Raw genomic sequence first — 22,478 nt, 5'->3', positions numbered from 1 at the left:
TTGCCGGTTCGTCCGTCCCCGTCCCGCCGGCCGTGGTCAGCTGGGTCGAGCGCGGTACCCGGCTGCGCCCCACGACACCCACAAGGAGATCCCCATGGCCCGCAGCACCCTGCTGATCGGCTCCGTGCTCGCCACCGCCCTGCTCGTCGGTTGCAGCGGGACGTCCAACGACGGCAACGCCAGCGCCACGAACACCACCCCGACGAGCTCGTCGACCGCCGCGCCGTCGTCCACGGGCAGCACCTCGGGTTCCACCTCGACGTCGGCGTCCACGACGACCTCCGAGGACACCGCCACCACCACCGACGACGAGACCACGTCCACGGACGAGGAGACCGCGACCGGGGACGCGGGCGACGACAGCACCGGCTCCGTGCAGCCGGCCTCGTTGGACGAGCAGTCCAAGGCCTGGTTCGGCACCTTCTGCACCGGCATGACGGGCGCCTTCGGCGGGATGATGGGCGCGATGAGCGGCGCGATGTCGACCGAATCGGCCGCCGACCCGAAGGCGACGCAGGCCGCGCTGGTGGCCGCCTACCAGCAGATCGGCACCTCCTTCTCCGACACCGCGTCGGCGCTCGACGGCCTGCCCGTCCCGACCGTGGAGAACGGCGACGCGTTGGCCGGCGACCTGATCGGCGCGCTCAACGCCCTGGGCGAGGGCTACTCCACCGCCACCGAGAAGTTCGCGGCCGCCGAGGTCACCGACGAGGCGTCGCTCTCGGCGGCCATGGACGCCTTCACCGCCGAGACGGAGGAGTACGGACAGCAGCTCGAGACCGAGTTCGGCGACCTCGAGAACACCATGACCCCGGAGATCGGGGCGGCTGTCGAGGCACTGCCCGAGTGCCAGATGATGGCGTCCTGACCCCCGCTCCCCGACGGACCGTCCGCTGGTCCTGCGAACCGTCCGTCCGGACGACGTACGCGGTCCGGTGACCAGGCACGTCTCGGACGGATAAAGGTTGCGCGGTTCGGTCCGGCCCGGACAGTCGCGCGTGTTTAGGTTGTCCACGGCTCTCCGTGCGGGATCGCGTCCGTCGCGTCACCGGGAGTGGCCGTCCACCGCACCGCGACGGTGCGATCGATCGAAAGAGACCACATGAAGAAGACCTTCGTCATCGGTGTCGCGCTGGCCGCGTCCGTCCTGACCGCCTGCGGCGGCGACACCGACGGCACGGCCACCCCGTCGTCGACCCCGACCTCCGCAACCTCCACGTCGACCTCCAGCACCCCGTCGGTGTCGTCGCCCGCGACCGAGGACTCGTCCAGCGCGGCGCAGCCCACGGAGAGCTCCGAGGAGACGACCGCGTCCGACGACGCGAGCGCCACCGGCGAGCCAATCACCCTCGACGAGCAGAGCGTTACCTGGTTCACCACGTTCTGCGGCTCCACGACGGCGATCCAGGAAGCCTCGTCCAACGTGGGTTCCATCCAGCCCGACCCGGCCGCCGCCCCCGCCGAGCAGCAGGCCACCCTGGCCACCGGGGTCAGCGACTACGGCAACGTGTTCAAGAAGGCCGCCACCGACATCGCCGCCGTGCCGCCCGCCACCATCGAGGGCGGCCAGGAGCTGGCCGACGGTGCCACCTCGGCCTACGGTCAGGTCGGCGACGCCATGATCGCCGCCGCCGAGAAGTTCGCGGCGACCCCGGTCACCGACCAGGCGAGCCTGCAGGCCGCCGCCACCACCCTGGGTACCGAGGTGCAGGCCTCGGCCACCACCATCCAGGAGTCGCTGGCGCCGCTCGAGAGCATCCTGACCCCCGAGCTGGGAGCCGCCGTCGAGAAGATCCCCGGCTGCGAGGAGATCGCCGGTTCCTGATCGAACCCGGCGACACAGTCGCCACCGCTGACGGCCGGGTCGGAGTCTCCGACCCGGCCGTCCGGCGTCCTGGGCCTGCCCACGCAGCCCCGCCCCGACCGGATGGCACCACCGAACGGAGAACCATGAAGAACAGCCTGATCCTCGCAGTGGCGCTGGTCGTCGCGCTGCTGGCCGGCTGCGGCAGCGACAGCGACGAAGGCGCGACGACGTCCGTGTCGCCGTCCGTCGCCGCCGGCTCGTCCGACCCGGCACCGTCGTCCGACGCCACCACGGCCGGCAGCTCCACAGCCGGCAGCGCCACGGCCGCCGCGATGCAGCTGGACGAGCAGAGCACGGCCTGGTTCGCCAACTTCTGCACCGGGTTCGTCGGCCTGCGCGACTCCTTCTCCTCCGTGCAGACCGACCTGGCCAACGCCGGGGGCACGACCGTCACCGAGAAGCAGGCGGCCGCCGCCGGAGTGATCTCCGGGCTCGGCGAGAAGCTGAAGAGCCTCGCGACGTCGGCCGGCGCGCTGCCGCCGCCGACCATCGAGAACGGTGAGCAGATGGTCACCACCGCCGTCGACGGTTTCAACACACTCGGCGACGCCATCATCGGCGCCGCGGACGAGTTCGCCCGGGCACCGGTGACCGACCAGGCGTCCTTCGAGGCCGCCGCCACGCAGCTGCAGACCTCCCTGCAGGAGGTGTTCGCCGACACCCAGTCGTCCTTCGCCGCCATCGACACGATGGAGCAGCCCGGGCTCGACCAGGCCGTCGCCGCCATCCCCCAGTGCGCCGAGATGGCCGCCTGAGCGCACCCACCACACCGGACGGTCGGAGTCGGGGCTCCCCGGCTCCGGCCGTCCTGTCGTCCCGTTCCTTCACGACAGGCCTCGACACCGACGAGCTGCCGCCGTTCTCGATAGTGCGCCGCTCCCGACCCCGCTCGTCCTCGGCGGTGGACCCGGGCGACTCGACGAGCCACAGCCGGCCACCGGCGTTCCGGGGGATGAGCGCTCCCGACCCCGGCTGTCCCGTCCCGGGCGCCACGACGAGCCACAGCCGGCCACCGCCGTTCCGGGGGAGGAGCGCTCCCGACCCCGGCTGTCCGGTCCCGGGCGCCATCAAGAGCCGTGACGAGCTCCGGCGAGCCGCAGCGCGTTGTCACCGGGAGTTCCCGACTCCACCCGACCGGCCGTGCAGCTCCGGCATCACCGGGCACCCCACCCCGCGGGATAGCGTGACCGATCGTGGCCCAGCTCTCCTTCTTCTCCGCGGACTACCAGGCGCCCGACGTCGCCGACCTCGGTGGACTGCTCGCCGCCCATGGTCAGATCACCACGAGCACCGCCGGGGCGCGGCTGTCGATCCTGCTGGACGACGATGCGCGGGCGGCCGCGGTCGTCGCGGAGTGCGCCCGCCGCGGGCTCGCCGCCGAGGTGGTCACCGTGGAGGGACCCGGCCCGCAGCTGCTGATGCGCACCTCCCGGTCCGCCGCGCTGCTGCCGCTGGCGCGGGCCTGGACCCGTGGCGCGGTCAAGAGCGTCCCCCGCGCGCTCGCGGTCACCGCCGGCTTCAGCCGGCTCTGGGTGCTCGCCGCCGGTCGCGCCGCCGACGCCGGCTACCTGCTGGGGGTCGATCCGCACACCCCGGACACGGTCGACGACCTCATCGCCGCCTGCTCGCGGGCCGGAGTGGCGGGCTCCTTCGTCGGGGTCCGCGCCGGCGGTCCCGCCATCCGGATCGTCGGTCACCGGCGGCTCGCCCGGCTGGCGGACACGGTCGGCACCCTGCCCGCCGACCTGCCGGCCGATTGCGCCCCGCCCGACGAGCACCGCGCGGTGTACGACGACACCACTCCCCGAGCGCCCCGGCCGACTCCGGTGCACCCGGCGCAGCAGGAGCTGGGCTGACGGGTGCGGTGGCCGGCCACCCGGTCGGGTGGTGCGAGGGTGACGTCACGACGACCCGGGGTGCAGCAGATGCGACGAATGGCCCGGAACCGTGGCATCCTGCACTCAGTGGGCCGCCGCCCGGAACGGCAGCGGCACCCGTGACGTTCCACGTGGGCCGCTCGGCCCGGACACCGGTGGGCCGTGGCCGGCCGCGGACACCCCGCGAGCCGACCCGACCGGCCGGGGGCCCGGACTCGAAGCGGTCGACCCCGGCCGCCTCATCCCACGGGGTCGACAGAAGGAGAACCTGACAGCTCATGGCTGTGCGCAAATCCGCGAAGAGCGCCGGGACCGACGGCGTCCGGCTGGTGATCGTCGAGTCGCCCTCCAAGGCGCAGACGATCGGCGGCTACCTCGGTGACGGCTACATCGTGGAGTCCTCGATCGGCCACATCCGCGACCTCCCGCGCGGTGCCGCCGACGTGCCGGCCAAGTACAAGGGCGAGTCGTGGGCCCGCCTCGGTGTCGACGTCGACCACGACTTCGAGCCGCTGTACGTCGTCAGCCCGGAGAAGCGTGCGCAGGTCGCGAAGCTGAAGTCCGCGCTGGCCGGCGCCACCGAGCTCCTGCTCGCCACCGATGAGGACCGCGAGGGCGAGGCCATCGCCTGGCACCTGCTGCAGACGCTGAACCCGAAGGTCCCGGTCTCGCGGATGGTCTTCCACGAGATCACCCCGGCCGCGATCCGCGAGGCGGCGGCGAACCCGCGGCAGATCGACGACAACCTCGTCGACGCCCAGGAGACGCGCCGCATCCTCGACCGGCTGTACGGCTACGAGGTCTCGCCGGTGCTGTGGAAGAAGGTCATGCCGAAGCTGTCGGCGGGCCGGGTTCAGTCCGTCGCCACCCGCATCGTCGTCCAGCGCGAACGCGCCCGGATGGCGTTCGTGTCCGGCAGCTACTGGGGCATCGACGCCGTCATGGCCAACGCCGAGGGCGCCACTTTCACGTCGAGCCTGCAGCAGGTCGACGGCCGCAAGCTCGCCACCGGCCGGGACTTCGACGAGTCCACCGGCTCGCTCAAGGCCGGCTCCGCCGCGCTGCAGCTGGACGAGGAGACCGCCAACGACCTGGCCCGGACGCTGGACGGCCGCAGCGCCGTGGTGACCTCCGTCGAGGAGAAGCCCTACACGCGCAAGCCCTACGCGCCGTTCATGACGTCGACGCTGCAGCAGGAGGCCGGCCGCAAGCTCGGCATGTCGTCGGAGCGCACCATGCGCACGGCCCAGCGGCTGTACGAGTCCGGCTACATCACCTACATGCGGACCGACTCGACCACCCTGTCGCAGACCGCGCTGACCGCCGCCCGCACGCAGGCCCGCGAGCTGTACGGCCCGGAGTACGTCCCGGACGCGCCGCGGCAGTACACCCGGAAGGTCAAGAACGCCCAGGAGGCGCACGAGGCCATCCGGCCCGCCGGCGAGAACTTCCGCACCCCCGGCCAGGTCGGCAACGCGCTGGGCAGTGACGAGTTCCGGCTGTACGAGCTGATCTGGCAGCGCACGATCGCGTCCCAGATGGTCGACGCCCGGGGTCTGACGCTCACGGTGAAGATGGCCGCCGACGCGGCGGGACGCGAGTGCGTGTTCGGTTCGTCCGGTCGCACGATCACCTTCCCCGGTTTTCTGCGCGCCTACGTCGAGACCGTCGACGCCGAGGCGGGCGGCGAGGCCGACGACGCCGAGCGCAAGCTGCCCAACCTCCGCGAGCGCGAGGAGCTGGGCATCCGGCAGCTCACCCCCGGCGGCCACGTCACCAGCCCGCCTGCCCGCTACACCGAGCCGTCGCTGATCAAGGCGCTGGAGGAGCTGGGCATCGGCCGCCCCTCCACCTACACCTCGATCATCCGCACCATCACCGAGCGCGGCTACGTCTGGCGCAAGGGCCAGGCGCTGGTGCCGTCCTGGGTGGCGTTCGCCGTCGTGGGGCTGCTGGAGCAGCACTTCGCCCGGCTCGTCGACTACGACTTCACCGCCGCGATGGAGGACGAGCTCGACGGCATCGCCGACGGCCGTGTCCAGCGCACCGACTGGCTCAAGTCCTTCTACTTCGGCGACGCCGAGGCCATCGACGGGGTCGCCCACACCGCGGGCGGCTCGGTCGGCAAGGCCGGCGGCCTGAAGAAGCTGGTCGGCGCCAACCTCGAGGACATCGACGCGCGCGAGGTCAACTCGCTGCCCATCGCCACCTCCGCCGACGGTCGCCAGGTGTTCGTCCGGGTCGGCCGCTACGGCCCGTACCTGGAGCGGGCGGCGCTGGACGGCGAGGCCACCGAGCGGGCCAACCTGCCCGAGGAGATGGCCCCCGACGAGGTCACCACCGACACCGTCGAGGATCTGTTCGCCAAGTCCGAGGTCAGCGACCGCGAACTCGGCGCCGCCCCTGACACGGGGTATCCGATCGTCGTCAAGGACGGCCGCTACGGCCCGTACGTCACCGAGGTGCTCCCCGAGGACACGCCCACGAAGGGCAAGAACGCGGTCAAGCCGCGCACGGCGTCGCTGTTCAAGTCGATGAACGTCGAGACCGTGTCGTTCGAGGACGCCCTGCGGCTGTTGACCCTGCCCCGGGTGGTCGGTACTGATCCCGAGACCGGCGTCGAGATCACCGCGCAGAACGGCCGCTACGGCCCGTATCTGAAGAAGGGCACCGATTCGCGGTCGCTGACCACCGAGGAGGAGTTGTTCTCGGTGACGCTCGAGCAGGCGCTGGCGATCTACGCCCAGCCCAAGCAGCGCGGTCGGTCGGCGGCCACCGCCCCGCCGCTGCGCGAGGTGGGCGAGGACCCGGCGACGAAGAAGCCGATGGTGATCAAGGAGGGCCGCTTCGGCCCGTACGTCACCGACGGCGAGACCAACGCCTCGCTGCGCAAGGGCGACGAGGTCGAGTCGCTGACCGTCGACCGGGCCGCCGAGCTGCTGGCCGAGCGTCGCGCCCGTGGCCCGGCGCCGAAGCGCGCGACCACCCGCAAGCCGGCGGCGCCGAAGGCGACCACGGCGAAGACGGTCAAGGCCGGCGCCACCAAGGCGGCCGCCAAGACAACGGCCGCCAAGAAACCGGCGGCCAAGAAGCCGGCGGTCCGCAAGGCCACCACCAGGACGGCGACCTGAGGCCTACCCTCGGGCGCATGAGCACGCAGCGTTTCGTCGATGCGTTGAGCGGCGCCGACGGCACCCAGGCCCTGCGGGTCCGGTACGAGGTGCTCCCGGTGTACCCGGACGCGACCGTTCCGGTGGCGCCGGTGCGACCGCCCCTGGCCGTCCGGGCCACCGCACCCGGCCTGCCGGAGATCGATCCGCGGGTGGCCGCGGCGGTGCGGGAGCTGGCCGCGATCGACCGGCCCGCGGCGGCACGCGCCCAACCCCGCGAGCGGGCGCCGCGTCCGCCTGCCGCGGCGGAGCCCAGCCGTCGCGCGGCCGCCCGGGCCGGCTTCCACCAGGGACCGACGCCCACCGCGATCGCGCCGGCCGCGCCGTCCACCCATCGCCGGTCGGCCGCGCCGTCGTTCCCGGTGCCGGCGGCCCCCGCAGGGACGGTGCCCTCCGCCGCCGACCGGTTCCGCGGCCAGCTCACGCAGTTCGGGCAGCAGTTCGGTACCGGCAACGTGCGGACGCCGCCGGCCGCGCCGTCCTCGCCACAGGCCGGTCCGCGGTCGTCGGTGCCGGCGTCGGCCTTCCAGCCGCCCGCGCCGCCGCAACGCCTCGACCGCAGACGGGCCAACCTCGTCCAGCTCGGGCTGTTCCTGCTGTTCTTCTTCCTCGTGGTCACCGGACTCGGGGCCGACATCGTCCAGGCCGTGGTCGACCTGCTCGACCGCTGACCCGGCCCGGTCAGGGCTCGTGGGTCTGTCGGTGACCGCCGGTAGGGTCGCACCCGTGACCGCCCCTCCCACCGACGTCTTCGCCGATCTCGTCGGCCAGCACGAGGTGATCGAGACGCTGCGGCTGGCCGTCGACGCCTCCCACGGCGACGCGGGCGTACCGGTCTCGGCGATGACGCACGCCTGGCTGTTCACCGGCCCGCCCGGCTCCGGCCGCTCCAACGCCGCCCGCGCCTTCGCCGCCGCGCTCGAATGCCCGGACCGTGGGTGCGGCCACTGCGTGCACTGCCGCACGGTGCTGCACGGCACCCACGGCGACGTCCGTTCCTTCAACCCCGAGGGCCTGTCGATCCGCGTCGACGAGATGCGCGCCGTCGTGCAGGCCGCCGCCCGCCGGCCCATGACGGGCCGCTGGCAGATCGTGCTCATCGAAGACGCTGACCGCCTCACCGAGGGCGCGGCGAACGCGCTGCTCAAGGCGGTCGAGGAGCCGTCGAAGCAGACCGTCTTCCTGCTCTGCGCGCCGTCCACCCATCCCGACGACGTGTCGGTGACGATCCGCTCCCGGTGCCGGGTGATCAGCCTGGCCAGTCCGTCGGTGGACGACATCGCCCAGGTGCTCCGGACCCGCGACGGCGTCGACCCGGAGCGGGCGGCCTGGGCGGCGTCGGTCTGCGGTGGTCACGTGGGGCGGGCCCGGCGGCTGGCCCGCGACCCGGACGCGGCGGCGGTCCGGGCGGCGATCCTGGAGATCCCGCGGCGGCTGGTCGGGCTCGGTGACGTCTACGACGCCGCGGCCACGATCCTGGACCGGGCCAAGCAGGAGGCGAAGGCCATGAGCGAGCGGCGCGACGCCGTCGAGCTCGAGGAGCTCAAGACCGCGCTGGGGGCCGGCGGTACCGGCAAGGGTGCGGTCGGGGCCGCCCGCGGGACCGTCGGCGTCGTGCGGGAACTGGAGAAGCGGCAGAAGTCGCGGGCCACCCGGACCGAGCGGGACGTGCTGGACCGGGCTCTCATCGATCTGTCCGGCTACTACCGGGACGTCATCACGCTGTCGCTGCGGGCGCCCGCGACGCTGCTCAACCCCGACCTCCGCGGTGACCTCGAGTCGGCGGTGCAGCGGCTCGGGGCTGCCGGGGCGTTGCGGCGACTGGACGCGATCCTGGAGTGCCGGGTGGCGATCGAGGCCAACGTGAAGCCGCAGATCGCCATCGAGGCGCTGATGATGCGGCTGCTCACCGGCTGAGCCGTCGTCCGTCCGGTGCCTACGGCGGGGGCCGCGTACGGTGCTCCCATGGGAATGCTGTGTGCGGTGGTGTTCACCAGGAACGGCCAGCTGTTCTACGCCGATCCGGGCGACCTGGAGCTGGAGGTCGGCGACCCGGTGCTGTACCCGACGGCGAACGGCCACGTGACCGCCACCGTGCTGTGGCCACCGGAGTACACCTCGGAGGACACCGACGGATTCCCGGTGCTGGCCGGCAAGGCGACCGCCGCCGACGAGCAGGCCGCCGAGGAGACCCGCAAGGCGAAGGCGCGCACGCTGGTCGCGACCCGGCGGCTGGTGCGCACCCATGCGCTGCCGATGAAGATCCTCGCCGTCGATCCGCAGGGTGCGAAGACGGTCGTCTACTACTCGTCGCCCGAGACCGTCGACTTCCGTTCCCTGCTGCGTGACCTGTCGTCCACGCTCAAGGTCAGGGTGGAGCTGCGCCAGGTCACCGACCGCGACGCGGTTCGGGTGACCGGGGCCATCGGGTCCTGCGGACGCGACACCTGCTGCTCGACGTTCCTGCGGGACTACGAGCCGGTGACGCTGGCCATGGCCCGCGACCAGGATCTGCCGTTGAACCCGATGCGCATCTCCGGGGCCTGCGGCCGGTTGATGTGCTGCCTGAAGTACGAGCACCCGATGTACGCCGACTTCAAGGCCACCGCACCCGGTGTGGGGGAGCGGGTGGACTCGCCGGTCGGCGCGGGGGTCGTCGTCGGACACAACGTGCTCGACGACTCGGTGGTGCTCAAGCTGGCCGCCGACGGCAGTACCGAGGTGTGCAAGAAGGCGTCGGTCTGCAGCGCGCGCAAGGCCTACGACTCGCGTCCGCGTCGCTGACGTGTCCGTCTGACGGGGTCTGCAGACGCCTCAGGCCCGGCGGGATCCGCCGGGCCTGAGGAGGTGCCGAGCCGCCTTGGGGAATCGAACCCCAGACCTTCTCATTACGAGTGAGATGCTCTACCGACTGAGCTAAGGCGGCAACGCGGCGTTACTCTACCGGCTCCCGGCCCCCGCTGACGAACCCGCCGGCCGACCTCACCCGCACGGCGGTTCGGCGCTACCCAGGTTGGTCGAGATCTTGTCGAAGATGCGGCTCAGCTCGCCGAGGTCGTGGTCGTCCAGCCCCGCGAACATGGTGCGCTTGACGGTCCCGGCGTGGCCCGGCGCCAGCTGCTGCACGCGGCTCCATCCGGCGTCGGTCAGGACGGCCACCTGGCCGCGGCCGTCCTCCGGACTCCGTTCGCGGCGTACCCATCCCTGCTCCTCCAGCCGCGAGACCGCGTGCGAGGTGCGCGACTGGGACGACTCCAGGATCTCGGCCAGCTGGTTCATCCGCAGCGAGCGTCCCCGCGCCTCGGACAGCATCGCCAGGATCAGGTAATAGGCCATCGGCATCCCCGACTGCTGCTGCATGTCGCGTTCGATGCGCTCCTGCAGCCGCCGGTCCAGATTGAGGTACTGACGCCACACGCGCTGCTGGGCGTCCGTGAGCCACGGCTGATCGGACATGTGGGGCATCTTACGGACGAAAGATGCTTGAGCGCTCATGTAATTCACCGTAGCATCGCAGCATGACCTCGAACCGGATGCCTGCGCTCTACCTGTCCCATGGTGCGCCGCCGCTGGCGGACGACGCCGTCTGGACCGGCCAGCTCGCCGCCTGGAGTGCCGGCCTGCCGCGGCCCGAATCGATCCTGGTCGTCTCGGCGCACTGGGAGTCGGCGCCGCTGACCGTCGGGGCCACCGAGACGGTGCCGCTCACCTACGACTTCGGCGGCTTCGCACAGCGCTACTACGAGGTTCGCTACGACGCGCCCGGAGCGCCCGGTCTCGCCGACGACGTGGCGAAGCTCGTCGCGAAGCCGGGTCGGCCGGTCTACCAGGACCCGAACCGCGGCCTGGACCACGGCGCCTACGTGCCGCTCGTCGAGATGTTCCCGGAGGCCGACATCCCGGTGCTGCAGGTGTCGATGCCGACGCTGGATCCGCGGGAGCTGTTCGAGCTCGGCCGGACGCTGGCGCCGCTGCGGGAGCAAGGTGTGCTGATCATCGGATCGGGGTTCACCACCCACAACCTCCGCGAAGCGATGTTCGACGACACCACCGGCGCCGCGCCGCAGTGGGGTCACGAGTTCGACCAGTGGGCCAAGGAGGCCGTCGAGTCCGGCGACATCGACGCCGTGCTCGACTTCGAGAACGCCGCGCCGGCGGGCCGCCGGGCGCACCCGCGCACCGAGCACTTCGCCCCGCTGTTCGTGACGATGGGCGCCAGCGCCGATCAGGGCATCGACGCCAGGACCGCCGTCGACGGCTTCTGGTTCGGGATGTCCAAGCGGTCGTTCGAGTTCGCCTGAGCGGAACGCTCCCCGAGTCGGGGAGTGATGTGCTCGCTGAGCGGGAGGATTGCTCCCCGACTTCGGTAGGTAAGTGCCCGCTGAGCGGGAGGATCCCTCCCCGATTCCGGTAGGTAAGTGCCCGCTGAGCGGGAGGATTCCTCCCCGACTTCGGTAGGTAAGTGCCCGCTGAGCGGGAGGATCCCTCCCCGACTCCGGTAGGAATTTGCCCGCGCAGTGGACGCTGCCCGATCCGGATCAGCGGGCGCCGACGGAGTACCGCAGTCGGACGTCGTCCCCGATCCGGGTGACCTCCCGGAGCGTCAGCCGGTGGGCGTCCGTGAGGGTCGCTGCCGCACCACCGTCGACCGACGGGCGACCCGCGCCCAGCACCGTCGGCGCGATGTAGGCGACCACCTCGTCGACCAACCCGGCGTCGAAGAACGCCGCCGCCAGTCGGGGGCCGCCCTCCAGCAGCACGTGACGTCGGCCGCGGACCCACAGCATCGACAGCAGGTGCGGCAGATCCAGCCCATCCCCGCCGCCGACCTCGGCCGCGGTGGCGATCCACGTCTCGGCGTCACCGTTGCGCACGCGGGCGCGGGGCGGGGTGCGCCCGGTGCTGTCGGCGACCACTCGGAGCGGTTGTCGGGGCAGCGGTCGACCGTCGGCGTCCCGGACGGTGAGCACCGGGTCGTCGGTGAGCACGGTCCCCGAGCCGACCAGCATCGTGTCCACCCGCTGCCGCAGACGGTGCACGTCCGCTCGGGACTCCGCCGACGTGATCCACCGGCTGGTGCCGTCGGGAGCGGCCACCCGGCCGTCCAGGGTCATCCCGGTCTTGAAGGTGACGAACGGCCGGCGCCGCCGGACGCCGGTCAGCCACACCCGGTTGACGTCGGACGCCTCGTCGGCGAGCACGCCGGTGACCACCTCGACGCCGGCGGCTCGTAGGGTCTCCGCGCCGCCGCCGGCGGTTTCCGACGGGTCGGTGTTCGCCACGACCACCCTCGCCACGCCGGCAGCGATCAGCGCCCGGGCGCACGGTCCGGTGCGTCCGGTGTGGTTGCACGGCTCGAGAGTGACGACGGCGGTCGCGCCGCGCGCCCGGTCGCCGGCGGCGCGGAGGGCGTTGACCTCGGCGTGCGCGTCGCCGTACCGCTCGTGCCAACCCTCACCGATGACGGTCCCGTCGGGGGTGAGGAGCACGCAGCCGACCACCGGATTGGGGAGCACCTCGGTGGCGCCGCGGACGGCGAGCTCCAACGCCCGGTGCATCGCCGTCTGCTCCACCGGCGACGTCGCGGTCACGTTCGCCGTCCGGCTGCGGCGACGACCCGGTCGAGCAGCGGCGTGCCGGGCGGCACTGCGACCGGCTCGCTCCCCAGACCGGCCACCGGTGCGGTCGGTACGAACGCGAGCAGGCGGTCGAGGCTGTCTCGCAGCACGTCGTCGGGAAGGGCGAACGGCCGGCCGTTCGCGCGGGCGAGGTCGCAGCCGTGGACGTCCAGTTCGGCCGGCGCGATCCGACCCCGGATCGCGTTGGGCAAGTCCACCCCGGGGGCGACCGGCGAGGAGCCGGTCCGAGCCCGGGGATCCGACCAGGCGGCCGCCAGGGCCACCGCGTAGTGGGCGAGGTCCTGTCGCGGATCGCCGCGTACGTGCGCCGCGGCAGGCTCCGCCGTGTCATCGGGGCCGATGAGAGGCGCGCCGGCGACGGTGACGAGCCCGCGGCACCCCTTGTCCACATGGTCGACGAGGTCACCGACGGTGTCGTCGGTGCAGGGCGTCGGCCGCACCGGGTCGTCATCGTCGAGGGCGCCCAACATCCCGGCCCACTGTCGGGCGGCGGGCCGCGGATCGGGTGGTTCGGTCACGCGACGACGGTACGGCGGGCGACTGACAGCGTCCCCGTCGGGGAGCCCGAGCGCACTTCGGACTCCGGCGCCACCGTCCCGTCCGTCAGCACCCGCATCGCTCGAGGAGGTCCGGTGAGCCACCCGTCGGTTCCGGCTTCGACGATCTCAGGCCCGCCGCTTCGCCGCGTCCACCGCCTTTGTGGTGGGGGACCCGGGTCCGTTGCCGGCCCTGTCGGCGACCGCGGATCCCGCCGGCATCGTCGGGCCCGGCGGGGATGCGGTGGTGGGCGCCGCGGCGGTGGCTGGAATCGACACGGCCGGTGCGGCGAACGTCGAACCCCTCTCGGCGATCCGCTGACGGGCCCCGTCGGCGGAGACGAACGCCCGGTTCGCGCGGGTGACGCGCAGGCACACAGGCAGCAGCTTACGTGGCCGGTCTCGAAGACTGACGGCGGTGCCAGCGCTTGTTCACATCCTCTGACGGCGTGCCCATCATGGGGCGACTGGCACCGGATCCGGTCCGCGTCGCTTCCCAGCGTGCGAGGCGCGGAGAACGTCTATGGTGTTCCGGTAACCCATCGGGGCGACCCGTGCGTACTAATCGCTAAACGACGTGTAGGCAACGGCGATACGCGCCGGAGGTCACGCCAATCACCGCTCGTGGTGGGTGGGTGACCGACACCGGTCTGCGTCATTCCGGCAAGGCGTTACGGGCCTCGCGTCGGACCCTGGACCATGTCCCAGCGAAGTAGCCGACGTAGCAGGCTGCTGCGGGGATCAAGAGCGACCAGGACCATCCGCCGTCGATGAGGACGACCAGCACCAGCGCCACCGCGACAGCGAGCGTGACGACGCCAAACGTCCACAGCCATCTGTGCGCCGCAGCGAACTGCCGTATCCGGGTCACCCTTCGACCGTAGAGGGACGCGGGTCGGTGTGTCCCGGCGGGGGGGACCCCGACGCCAATCGACCGGTGACGTCCTGTCGGTAGCACTTCAGATTTTCCTAGACCACGTTAAGAGGTTCGACGAAGTAAGTGTGGAGGTTTGTGTGAATCACTTACCCTTCACTACCGGCCTTACGCTCTGACCAGGCAAAATGTGGGCCCCCCGGGGCTCGAACCCGGAACCTGCGGATTAAAAGTCCGTAGCTCTAACCGATTGAGCTAGAGGCCCGCGCCGGACCGTCGGCCCGACATCGCCTCGCAGCCTACCGGGCACCGGCTCGGCCCTCGGCAGCGTGATCCCCAGCACTGGCCGGAAAAGAACTTGCATGCGTCAAGCATCCGATGCATGCTTGCACCCAGCAACTAGTTGCATAGCTCAAGCAAATTACCCGGACTTTACCGGAAGGAGGCGGGATGACCATCACCGAAGCTCCGCACGGTACGGGTGAGGCGGCGGTCGAGTCCTACCGCGAGGCCGTCGCCGGGTGCTCGGCCGCCGATCGTGACTACGCGGGCGACGTCGCCCAGCGGCTCGTCGACATGGTCAAGTCGTTCAGTGCCATCAAGGCCAGGATTCACGGGTCGGCGTCGCCGGAGGGCTACGACTCGTCGCTGCTGCTCAAGTTGGCCCACCACGGGCCGATGCGCGCCAGTGACCTCGCCGAGCGGATGTGCGCCGATCCCTCCACGGTGTCGCGTCAGGTCGCCGGCATGGTCAAAGCCGGACTCGTCGAACGGCAGGCGGACCCGGACGACGGACGGGCCTCCATCCTCGTGCCCACCGCGTCGGGGCAGGCCCGCGTCGACCAGATGGTCCAGATGCGGGGCCAGATCTTCGCGCCCCTCGTCGCCGACTGGTCAGCCGAGGACCGCGCCGTCTTCACCCGCCTCCTCACCGAATTCGTCCACGGGCTGTCGAGCAACATCGAAGCCGTCAAGAACGTCGCCGCCGAGCTCGTCCAGCCGGCTCCGTCGAATGCTCAAGGGAGTACTGCATGACCACCGCACCAACTCAGGTGGAGTCACAGGTCGGCCTGACCCACAAACAGATCCTGACGATCCTGGGTGGACTGATGGCGGGCATGCTGCTCGCCGCGCTCGACCAGACCATCGTCTCCACGTCGATCCGCACCATCGCCGACGACCTCGGCCAGTTGTCCGGCCAGGCCTGGGCGACGACCGCCTACCTGATCACCTCGACCATCACCACGCCGCTGTACGGCAAGCTGTCCGACCTCTACGGGCGTCGCCCCCTGTTCATCGCCGCCATCAGCATCTTCGTCGCGGGATCGGTGCTCAGCGGTGTCGCCACCTCGATGACCGAGCTGGCCGCCTTCCGTGCGGTGCAGGGTCTCGGCGCCGGCGGTCTGTTCTCCCTGGCGCTGGCCATCCTGGCCGACATCGTGCCGCCGCGTGAGCGCTCGCGCTACCAGGGCATGTTCCTCGCCGTCTTCGGGACCTCGTCTGTCATCGGCCCCATCATCGGTGGGTTCTTCGCCGGTGCGGACACGATCTTCGGCGTCACCGGATGGCGTTGGGTCTTCCTCATCAACGTCCCCATCGGCATCGTGGCGCTGGCCGTGGTGCTCAAGGTGCTGCACATCCCGCACACCCGGCGCGAGCACCGCATCGACTGGTGGGGAGCGGTCGCGCTGGTCGTCGGTATGGTGCCGCTGCTGCTGGTCGCCGAGCAGGGCAACAAGTGGGGTTGGACGTCGGCCGCCAGCCTGGTCTCGATCGTCGTCGGCGTGCTCGGCATCGTCGGCTTCGTGCTCATCGAGCGCCGCATGGGTGACGACGCGCTGATCCCGATGCGGCTGTTCGCCAACCGCCAGTTCTCGCAGGGGCTGGTCGTCAACGTGCTGATCGGCCTCGCGATGTTCGGAGCCCTGGCCACCCTGCCGCTGTACCTGCAGCTGGTGAAGGGGGCCACGCCGACCCAGTCCGGTCTGTGGCTGCTGCCGATGATGGTCGGCCTGATGGGCGGCTCCATCAGCTCCGGCATCATCACCGGCAAGACCGGCCGCTACAAGATCTTCCCCGTCGTCGGCACCGCGCTGCTGATCGTCGCGTTCGCGATGATGCTCGCGCTGATCAAGGTCGACACCCCGTACCTGGTCCTCGCCGGCACCTTCCTCGTCCTCGGCGCCGGGCTGGGCCTGAACATGCAGACGATGATGATGGCCGTCCAGAACACGGTGAAGGCCCGCGACATCGGTGTGGCCACGTCCTCAGCGACGTTCTTCCGGGCCACCGGCGGCACCATCGGCACCGCGGTGTTCCTGTCGCTGCTGTTCAACGGGCTGCCCACGAACGTCAACACCCAGGTGCAGGCGGTCGCCGGGACACCGGGGTTCCAGCAGGCGCTGGCGTCGTCGGGCAGTTCCATGCAGCAGTACGGCGCGCAGCTCGCGGGCCTCAGTGAGGATTCCGCGTTCATCAACACGCTGCCTGCGACCTTGGCTCAGCCCGTGAAGCAGGGCTTCGTGGACTCCACCCACGTCGTCTACATCCTCGCCGGCATCGTCGCGGTGCTCGCCTTCCTGCTGGTCCTCCTGCTCAAGGAGGTCCCGCTGCGCACCAAGTCCGCGCTGCAGGAGATCCAGGAGGAGGACGCCGCTGCGGCGGCGGCTGCGGGCAACGTCGGTCTCAACGACGCCGCCGGTGCCGAGCGCGAGCGGCAGCAGGACGACGATCTCGTCACGGCGGGTTCGGCTCCCACCGTTGAGGTCACCAAGCCGAGCGGCGGTCGGCACCGTCGCGACTGACGCGCTGGACCGTCCCTGAGACGGTCCTTAGACACGAGTGGCCCCCGACCTTTTGGTCGGGGGCCACCGTCGTGTTCGAGGTCTTACTGCCAGGCCACGATCTTCGGCAGGGTGCGCTGGTCGCGGAGCGGCTGCGGACGACCGTTGACGGTGACGTAGCGCAGTCCCGGGCCCTCGGTGGCGAGTGTGGTGACCGCGGCGATGAGCCGGTCGACGTGCTCGGTGGTGGTGCCGAGACCGACGGAGGCGCGGACAGCATGCCCGGTGCCGTCGACGGAGTCGCAGCCTGCCGCGCCGAGCAGGCGGCGGACGAGCGGCTGGGCGCAGAACGCGCCGTCGCGGACGCCGATGCCGTACTCGGCCGACAGTGCGCTGGCCACGACCGGAGACGACAGCGAGCTCAGGGTGAAGGTGGCGACACCGATGACGCTGGCCCCGCCGGTGAAGAGCGAGTGCACGGTGACGCCGGGGATGTCGGACAGCCCGCGGATCAACCGGGCGGTGAGGTCGCGTTCGGCGGTGACCAGCGCGTCGCGATCCGTGGTGAGCAGCGCATGGCAGGCGGTGGCCAGCGCCACGACGCCCGGGATGTTGGGGGTGCCGGCCTCGTGCCGGTCGGGGAGGGGCTTCCAGACGGTGCGGTCGTCCTCCACCGTGGAGGTGGCGCCGCCGCCGACGAGGTAGGGGGGAGCCTCGGCGAGCCAGTCGGCGCGGCCGATCAGCGCGCCCGCCCCGTAGGGGGCGTACACCTTGTGCCCGGAGATCGCGACGTAGTCCACCCACAGGTCGGTAATGGAGAAGGGCCGGTGCGGCGCGAGCTGGGCGGCGTCGAGGGCGATGCGGGCGCCGTGGGCGTGGGCGACGGCGGCGAGCCGGGCGATCGGCCAGATCTCGCCGGTCACGTTGCTCGCCCCGGTGACCACGACCAGCACCGGCCCGTTGCGGCGGGCGTCGCGGCAGGCGTCCCCGACGGCGCGGACGGCGGCCTGCGGGGTCGCCGGGGCGGGCAGGCGGACGACGGTGTGCTTCTCCCATGGGAGCAGCGTCGCGTGGTGCTCGGTTTCGAAGACGATGACAGTGGTGTCGTCGGGGAGGCAGTGCGACAGCAGGTTGAACGCGTCCGTGGTGTTGCGGGTGAACAGGACCGCGTCGTCGGAACGTCCGCCGACGAAGGCGCGGATGGGTTCGCGGGCGCCTTCGTACAGCGCGGTGCACAGCTGGGAGTCGAATCCGGCGCCGCGGTGCACGGAGGCGTACTGCTCGAGGACCGCGTCGACCGCGTCCTTGACGACCTGCAGCGAGGGGGCGGACGCGGCGTGATCGAGATTGGCGTACTCGACGTGGGAGCCGTCGGCCAGGGGTACCCGGTGACCGGCGCCGACGATCTCCAGGCCCGGTGCGTGGGCGCCGGTGATGGGCGTCGCGGCGTCGACGCTGGGCAGGGAGGCCTCGACGGGACCGGTGGCGGTGAGGAAGTGCAGGTCCTCGAGGGTGAGCGTCATGGCTGGTCTCCTTGCGGTCGAAGGACCGCCGGGGACGAGCCGGAGATCCGCGCTTGCCGCCGGCGACAACCGGACGGCCAGGTCTTCACCTGGGGCACCCCACCGCGGAGGAGGGTTGCCGGCTAGCAAACCAGGGTTTGTCGCTAGCACTCATGACCTACGCGACGACGTTAACACGGGTCCGGGCCGAGCTCGAAGCGGGTGTAACCGGGACCACAGCGGTGGGCTCAGTTGTCCACAACTTCGGCGAACGGGTGATGCTGCCCGGTGAACGTCTCTACGCTGGACCGGTCGCGGACGAAGCGGGGTGGAGCATGCGGCCGAACGGGTTGCGGCATGCCGGCGGCGGCGAGGACGACCGGGGGTCGATCACCCCGCTGTTGCTCGGCCTGACGCTGTGCCTGTTGCTCCTGGTGGCCGGGGTGACGGCGGCCGGGTCCGCGTTCCTGGGGCGCAGTCGGTTGCAGAACCAGTGCGACGGGGCGGCGCTGGCGGCCAGTGACGCGGCCGATGTGCCTGGACGGCCCCGACAGATGGCGCTCGCCAACGACGCCGCCATCGCCTACCTCGCGGTGCGCCCGGGTCGGGTCGGCGTGCGCGTCGTGGTCGGGGCCGACACGGTGACCGCCACGTGCTGGACCGACACCCCCATCACCTTCGGCGACATGTTCTTCACGCCCACCCTGCGTCAGGACGTGGAGTCGAGCAGCCGGCTGCGGTACGACCAGGCCTGATCACGCGTGATCGGGTCCGGTCAGTTGGGGCCGGCGACCAGCTCGCTGCGCCATTCGCCGACCGACACCGGGGTGGTGGAGCTCTGCGGCGGGGCGTCGAGCGCGCCGCCCACACCCACGTTCGATGTCCAGGTGACGGTCCAATTCGCGGTTGCCGTGACCGGCCAGGTTGCTGTGCCCCCGGTTCGTTCCGGCAGGGAGCGCCAACGGTAGGCATAGACGCACGCGTCCGAAGCAGCCGGCTTAGAAATGTTCGCGTTGGCGGTCGGGCCAGGATCGCGCCCCGGGCCGTCGCATGTGATGGTCGCCGGTGGCCCCTTAGGCGCCTTTGGGTTGGCGGGTTCACCCATGGACCACGTCACCGAACTCAGCGTGGCTGTGAGTGTCACAGTCACCGCTCCAGCCGTAGCCTGTGCAATCAGTGGACCTGGATTGTCAACCCACAGGTAGAGCCAGCGATTCACGGCTATTTGCGTGTCGGGTCCAAAGTGAAGGACCGGCGGGACGAATCGAATAGCTGCCTGTGCGCTTAGCGCAAGCGCCTCAGGGCTGACGGCGGTAGGTGTGGTCCCATTCCCAACGAAATAGGGCTGAGAGTTAGTAAATGGCACGGCTGCCGAGTTCGTCGGACAAATGTCGTAGGCAATAAATCCGTCTGCTGGCGTGTGTCCCGCCCAGAGCGGTGAGTCGGCGGCTGGCTGGGTAGGCATAGGTTGTTGCTTGCATAGGCTCTCCATTGAAGACTTGACGGCAGTGGCTCCTGTCGTAACCACCGCAATCAGCGTTTTCTTTACTACTGAATCAGTCGCGCCGACGATGCATACTTGATCGCCACAACCGGCCGTCGGGGCTGACGATCTTGAAACCGAGGGCTGGTCTGGGTCGGCGTACGCAGGAGCTAATACAACGAGGCTCTCGAGCGCCATCAATAGTGCTGCGCCGGCAATCCTCATCGCTAGCATTGGACACTGAAGTCGTTAACCACGGAGGTTACCAGCCATCGGTTGTCGATTTGGCTGACTGACACCGTTGCCGGATGGCGACGGTAGAAGCCGGGTGCATCGGGCGCAATGAGCGAATTTCCATTCGCATCGACGAAGATGGAAGCAGTGTTATCGACACAGTCGCTGAGTTCGACTGTTCCAGTTCCTACTTCCGTAACTCGAGGGTCGATGATCGTGCGGCCTTCTCCGCTGCCCTGTTGGAACGCGGGGTCCCTGACAAACTTTACAAGATTAGACGCCACTGGGTCTGCTGCGTATTCGTATATCTCTGAAGCCCAATCCCTCCGAGGGTCGGTGAAGGTGAGGTCCGAGACGCGGCGGTATCCGACATAAGCGTCGAGCGCTGCCTGTGCTTCACGGACCTGGTCTGGGCTGAGGTCCAAATTCGACCATGGCATCTTCGTGGGCTCTGAACTTGTCGACTCGGGGGTCTGGGGCGTTGTTTCAGACCGGGATCCGCCATCGGTCGGCTGCGCTGCGGTTCCGGACCCCAAACTGGACGAGGCATCAGTGGCGGTGGAGAGCGCCTCGCTCCGACTCGCCGAGCTGTCCACCGGCGCCAGCGTGGTTCCCGGGTTGGCCTGCCCGGCGCTGCAGGCAGCGATCCCGGTCACACTCAACCCCGCGGTGATCAGCGCCAGCAGCGCACGTCGCGTGTCGGTCGTTCGTCGCCCCACCAGAACCCCTGTCCACGTTCGCCGACGTGGGCCCCGCCTGGCGCGACCCGATCGGAGTAGCGTACCGACCACGGTGGCGATGGGGAGTAACGATCTGATCCTTGTGGACAGGTCGAGTGCGGCGCGACTGCCCCGTCGGAGCAGGGCGCCGTGGCGGATTTGGGAGCGCCGCACCTCGTCCCCTATAGTTGACTCGCTCCCAACGGATGGCCGTTGGAGGCGGAGTTCCTCCAGCCCCCATCGTCTAGTGGCCTAGGACGTCGCCCTTTCACGGCGGTAACACGGGTTCGAATCCCGTTGGGGGTACGCAGCGCAGAGGTCACGAGCACCTCCACGAGGCAGTAAAGTAGTCCCAGCGTCACGCAGTTCAGCACCAAGGTCTCAGCAACACCGAGGCCCCGTAGCGCAGTTGGTTAGCGCGCCGCCCTGTCACGGCGGAGGTCGCGGGTTCAAGTCCCGTCGGGGTCGCCGAACGTGGGCCGGGTTCAGTCACATGAGCCCGGCCCTACGTTTGAGGCCAGGTAGCTCAGTTGGTACGAGCGTCCGCCTGAAAAGTGGAAGGTCCGCGGTTCGACCCCGCGCCTGGCCACCACCAGCCCTTCGCAGCCGTCAGGCCAGCGGGGGGCTGACTGGTTTTCCGGGCCATCCGCCCACTCTCCGCTCAGCGCGGCGGGCCTACCGACTCCCGCGACACCAGCGGCATCTCGATGCGGTGCACAACCGGCGACCCGGCCGGCGCCATCAGCAGCTCCGTCGCTCGTCGCCCCATCTCCAGGTGCGGCAGCGCCACGCTGGTCAGTCCGGGGCGCACCCAGCCGGCCAGGTCCGAGTCGTCGAACGAGATCACCGACACGTCACCGGGCACCGACAGCCCCGCGTCGGCCAGTGCCTGGTAGACACCGAGCGCCACCCGGTCGTTCAGGCACACGATTGCGGTCGGCCGATGCCCGGCGGCGAGCATCCGAGACATCGCGGCGAACGTCGGCTCGGGCCACCACGTCGTCGCCACCTCGCCCGCCAGTCCGGCGCCGGCGTCGGCGAGGGCGGCCTCGATGCCGCGTCGCCGGTCCCGACCGGCCACCACATGGTCCAGGGTCTCGCCGACCAGCACGATGCCGTCGCGGTGTCCCGCGTCGAGCAGGGTGGTCGCGGCCAGTCGGCCGCCGCCCTCCTCGTCCGGGACCACGGCGGTCACGTCGTCCCCCCGGGCCAGGCAGTTGAGGAGCACCAGCCGCTGCGACTCGAACAACGCCGACACCTCGACCACCCGCGTCGACGACGACGCGTAGAGGAATCCGCCGACGCCGCGGTCCAGCATGCTGCGGACCAGCTGTTCCTCGACCGCCGGGTCGCCCTCGCTCTCGCCGACGAACAGCAGGTGATCGTGCAGCAGCGCGGTCGTCATGCTGCTGCGGATCAGATGACCGGCGAACGGCTCGGTGGCCACCACGTCGGAGATCAGCCCGATCGTCTGCGACAGGTTCGTCCGGAGACTGCGCGCCAGCAGATTGGGCCGGTAGTCCAGCTCCCGTGCGGCCTGCAACACCCGCTGCTCCGCCGCGCTGGAGATCCGCATGTCGCGACGACCGGTCATCACGAACGACGCCGTCGTCCTGGACACACCCGCCCGGGCGGCGACGTCCATCAGCGTGACGCGCTGACGGACCACGGGGCTCCTCGCAGAACATCGGGTGGACACGGGCGGCGGGCGTACCGGTGGCGCCGTCGTTGCCGCCCCCTCAGGGCACGGTGATCCTTTCATCCGTCCCGGGGGCGGCAAAGCGGTCGAGTCGC

General features: G+C 70.7%; 17 protein-coding genes, 5 tRNA genes and 1 riboswitch. Of the genes, 15 read left to right on the top strand and 7 right to left on the bottom strand.

Features of this window, described 5'->3' with window-relative positions; all coding sequences use genetic code 11:
* Positions 1-94 precede the first annotated feature (94 nt).
* From DB033_RS15965 to DB033_RS15930, 8 genes are all read left to right on the top strand, one after another.
* Positions 95-868 (top strand): hypothetical protein, encoded by a 774-nt coding sequence (locus tag DB033_RS15965; protein WP_111767891.1) that lies wholly within the window; start codon positions 95-97, stop codon positions 866-868.
* 234 nt (positions 869-1,102) lie between these two features.
* On the top strand, positions 1,103-1,825 hold the full coding sequence (locus tag DB033_RS20780) for a hypothetical protein (RefSeq protein ID WP_157970731.1): 723 nt from the start codon (positions 1,103-1,105) through the stop codon (positions 1,823-1,825).
* Between the two features lie 125 nt (positions 1,826-1,950).
* The gene (locus tag DB033_RS15955) at positions 1,951-2,622 is read left to right on the top strand and encodes a hypothetical protein (protein ID WP_111767890.1); all 672 of its coding nucleotides are present in this window, start codon (positions 1,951-1,953) and stop codon (positions 2,620-2,622) included.
* Positions 2,623-3,060: 438 nt separating this feature from the next.
* A complete protein-coding gene (locus tag DB033_RS15950; protein WP_205843944.1) occupies positions 3,061-3,723 on the top strand; it encodes a hypothetical protein in 663 nt (220 codons plus the stop codon).
* 299 nt (positions 3,724-4,022) lie between these two features.
* A complete protein-coding gene (topA, locus tag DB033_RS15945; RefSeq protein ID WP_111767889.1) occupies positions 4,023-6,875 on the top strand; it encodes a type I DNA topoisomerase in 2,853 nt (950 codons plus the stop codon).
* A gap of 17 nt (positions 6,876-6,892) precedes the next feature.
* Positions 6,893-7,585, top strand: coding sequence for a hypothetical protein (locus DB033_RS15940; protein ID WP_111767888.1), 693 nt, complete (start codon positions 6,893-6,895; stop codon positions 7,583-7,585).
* A gap of 55 nt (positions 7,586-7,640) precedes the next feature.
* Complete coding sequence (locus DB033_RS15935; RefSeq protein ID WP_111768370.1) at positions 7,641-8,831, top strand: DNA polymerase III subunit delta'; 1,191 nt, start codon at positions 7,641-7,643, stop codon at positions 8,829-8,831.
* A gap of 48 nt (positions 8,832-8,879) precedes the next feature.
* Complete coding sequence (locus tag DB033_RS15930; protein WP_111767887.1) at positions 8,880-9,698, top strand: PSP1 domain-containing protein; 819 nt, start codon at positions 8,880-8,882, stop codon at positions 9,696-9,698.
* Positions 9,699-9,767: 69 nt separating this feature from the next.
* Here the strand turns inward: DB033_RS15930 and DB033_RS15925 are convergent.
* A tRNA-Thr gene (locus tag DB033_RS15925) sits at positions 9,768-9,840 on the bottom strand.
* A 56-nt stretch (positions 9,841-9,896) separates the two neighbouring features.
* Positions 9,897-10,370 (bottom strand): MarR family winged helix-turn-helix transcriptional regulator, encoded by a 474-nt coding sequence (locus DB033_RS15920; RefSeq protein ID WP_111767886.1) that lies wholly within the window; start codon positions 10,368-10,370, stop codon positions 9,897-9,899.
* 77 nt (positions 10,371-10,447) lie between these two features.
* Between DB033_RS15920 and DB033_RS15915 the strand changes: the two genes are divergently transcribed.
* A complete protein-coding gene (locus tag DB033_RS15915) occupies positions 10,448-11,215 on the top strand; it encodes a dioxygenase family protein (RefSeq protein ID WP_111768369.1) in 768 nt (255 codons plus the stop codon).
* Between the two features lie 237 nt (positions 11,216-11,452).
* On the opposite strand, the gene ribD is transcribed toward DB033_RS15915, so the two are convergent.
* The 3 genes from ribD to DB033_RS15890 all read right to left on the bottom strand — a co-directional run bounded on the left by ribD (position 11,453) and on the right by DB033_RS15890 (position 14,228).
* Complete coding sequence (gene ribD / locus DB033_RS15910) at positions 11,453-12,472, bottom strand: bifunctional diaminohydroxyphosphoribosylaminopyrimidine deaminase/5-amino-6-(5-phosphoribosylamino)uracil reductase RibD (protein WP_111768368.1); 1,020 nt, start codon at positions 12,470-12,472, stop codon at positions 11,453-11,455.
* A 29-nt stretch (positions 12,473-12,501) separates the two neighbouring features.
* Positions 12,502-13,071, bottom strand: coding sequence for a maleylpyruvate isomerase N-terminal domain-containing protein (locus tag DB033_RS15905; protein ID WP_111767885.1), 570 nt, complete (start codon positions 13,069-13,071; stop codon positions 12,502-12,504).
* 1,083 nt (positions 13,072-14,154) lie between these two features.
* A tRNA-Lys gene (locus DB033_RS15890) sits at positions 14,155-14,228 on the bottom strand.
* A 185-nt stretch (positions 14,229-14,413) separates the two neighbouring features.
* On the opposite strand from DB033_RS15890, the gene DB033_RS15885 reads away from it, so the two are divergent.
* Positions 14,414-14,998 (top strand): MarR family winged helix-turn-helix transcriptional regulator, encoded by a 585-nt coding sequence (locus DB033_RS15885; protein WP_170315570.1) that lies wholly within the window; start codon positions 14,414-14,416, stop codon positions 14,996-14,998.
* The gene (locus DB033_RS15880; protein WP_111767882.1) at positions 14,995-16,767 is read left to right on the top strand and encodes an MDR family MFS transporter; all 1,773 of its coding nucleotides are present in this window, start codon (positions 14,995-14,997) and stop codon (positions 16,765-16,767) included. The genes DB033_RS15885 and DB033_RS15880 overlap by 4 nt, the downstream gene beginning before the upstream one ends.
* Before the next feature lie 83 nt (positions 16,768-16,850).
* Here DB033_RS15880 and DB033_RS15875 read toward each other — a convergent pair whose 3' ends face one another.
* Positions 16,851-18,269: an aminotransferase class V-fold PLP-dependent enzyme gene (locus DB033_RS15875; protein ID WP_111767881.1), complete on the bottom strand. Its 1,419-nt coding sequence runs from the start codon at positions 18,267-18,269 to the stop codon at positions 16,851-16,853.
* A gap of 44 nt (positions 18,270-18,313) precedes the next feature.
* A riboswitch (SAM riboswitch) is annotated at positions 18,314-18,427 on the bottom strand.
* Between the two features lie 156 nt (positions 18,428-18,583).
* Here DB033_RS15875 and DB033_RS15870 point away from each other — a divergent pair.
* The 4 genes from DB033_RS15870 to DB033_RS15855 all read left to right on the top strand — a co-directional run bounded on the left by DB033_RS15870 (position 18,584) and on the right by DB033_RS15855 (position 21,276).
* Positions 18,584-19,003: a pilus assembly protein TadG-related protein gene (locus DB033_RS15870; protein WP_157970730.1), complete on the top strand. Its 420-nt coding sequence runs from the start codon at positions 18,584-18,586 to the stop codon at positions 19,001-19,003.
* A 1,914-nt stretch (positions 19,004-20,917) separates the two neighbouring features.
* Positions 20,918-20,990: transfer RNA gene (locus DB033_RS15865), tRNA-Glu, on the top strand.
* An 88-nt stretch (positions 20,991-21,078) separates the two neighbouring features.
* Positions 21,079-21,152: transfer RNA gene (locus DB033_RS15860), tRNA-Asp, on the top strand.
* A 47-nt stretch (positions 21,153-21,199) separates the two neighbouring features.
* A tRNA-Phe gene (locus DB033_RS15855) sits at positions 21,200-21,276 on the top strand.
* 69 nt (positions 21,277-21,345) lie between these two features.
* Here the strand turns inward: DB033_RS15855 and DB033_RS15850 are convergent.
* A complete protein-coding gene (locus DB033_RS15850) occupies positions 21,346-22,353 on the bottom strand; it encodes a LacI family DNA-binding transcriptional regulator (protein ID WP_240615934.1) in 1,008 nt (335 codons plus the stop codon).
* Between the last annotated feature and the right edge of the window lie 125 nt (positions 22,354-22,478).

Source organism: Nakamurella deserti (genome assembly GCF_003260015.1).
GTDB classification, from domain to species: Bacteria; Actinomycetota; Actinomycetes; order Mycobacteriales; family Nakamurellaceae; genus Nakamurella; species Nakamurella deserti.
Note: the sequence above shows the minus strand (reverse complement) of the source record. Positions and strands in the feature narration are given on the sequence as shown.

Bases quoted from the DNA above. Each gene is read 5' to 3' on its own strand.
- DB033_RS15965 (WP_111767891.1), top strand. From the start codon at position 95: ATGGCCCGCAGCACCCTGCTGATCGGCTCCGTGCTCGCCACCGCCCTG.
- DB033_RS20780 (WP_157970731.1), top strand. From the start codon at position 1,103: ATGAAGAAGACCTTCGTCATCGGTGTCGCGCTGGCCGCGTCCGTCCTG.
- DB033_RS15955 (WP_111767890.1), top strand. From the start codon at position 1,951: ATGAAGAACAGCCTGATCCTCGCAGTGGCGCTGGTCGTCGCGCTGCTG.
- topA (WP_111767889.1), top strand. From the start codon at position 4,023: ATGGCTGTGCGCAAATCCGCGAAGAGCGCCGGGACCGACGGCGTCCGG.
- DB033_RS15940 (WP_111767888.1), top strand. From the start codon at position 6,893: ATGAGCACGCAGCGTTTCGTCGATGCGTTGAGCGGCGCCGACGGCACC.
- DB033_RS15930 (WP_111767887.1), top strand. From the start codon at position 8,880: ATGGGAATGCTGTGTGCGGTGGTGTTCACCAGGAACGGCCAGCTGTTC.
- DB033_RS15920 (WP_111767886.1), bottom strand. From the start codon at position 10,370: ATGTCCGATCAGCCGTGGCTCACGGACGCCCAGCAGCGCGTGTGGCGT.
- DB033_RS15915 (WP_111768369.1), top strand. From the start codon at position 10,448: ATGCCTGCGCTCTACCTGTCCCATGGTGCGCCGCCGCTGGCGGACGAC.
- ribD (WP_111768368.1), bottom strand. From the start codon at position 12,472: ATGCACCGGGCGTTGGAGCTCGCCGTCCGCGGCGCCACCGAGGTGCTC.
- DB033_RS15885 (WP_170315570.1), top strand. From the start codon at position 14,414: ATGACCATCACCGAAGCTCCGCACGGTACGGGTGAGGCGGCGGTCGAG.
- DB033_RS15880 (WP_111767882.1), top strand. From the start codon at position 14,995: ATGACCACCGCACCAACTCAGGTGGAGTCACAGGTCGGCCTGACCCAC.
- DB033_RS15875 (WP_111767881.1), bottom strand. From the start codon at position 18,269: ATGACGCTCACCCTCGAGGACCTGCACTTCCTCACCGCCACCGGTCCC.
- DB033_RS15870 (WP_157970730.1), top strand. From the start codon at position 18,584: ATGCGGCCGAACGGGTTGCGGCATGCCGGCGGCGGCGAGGACGACCGG.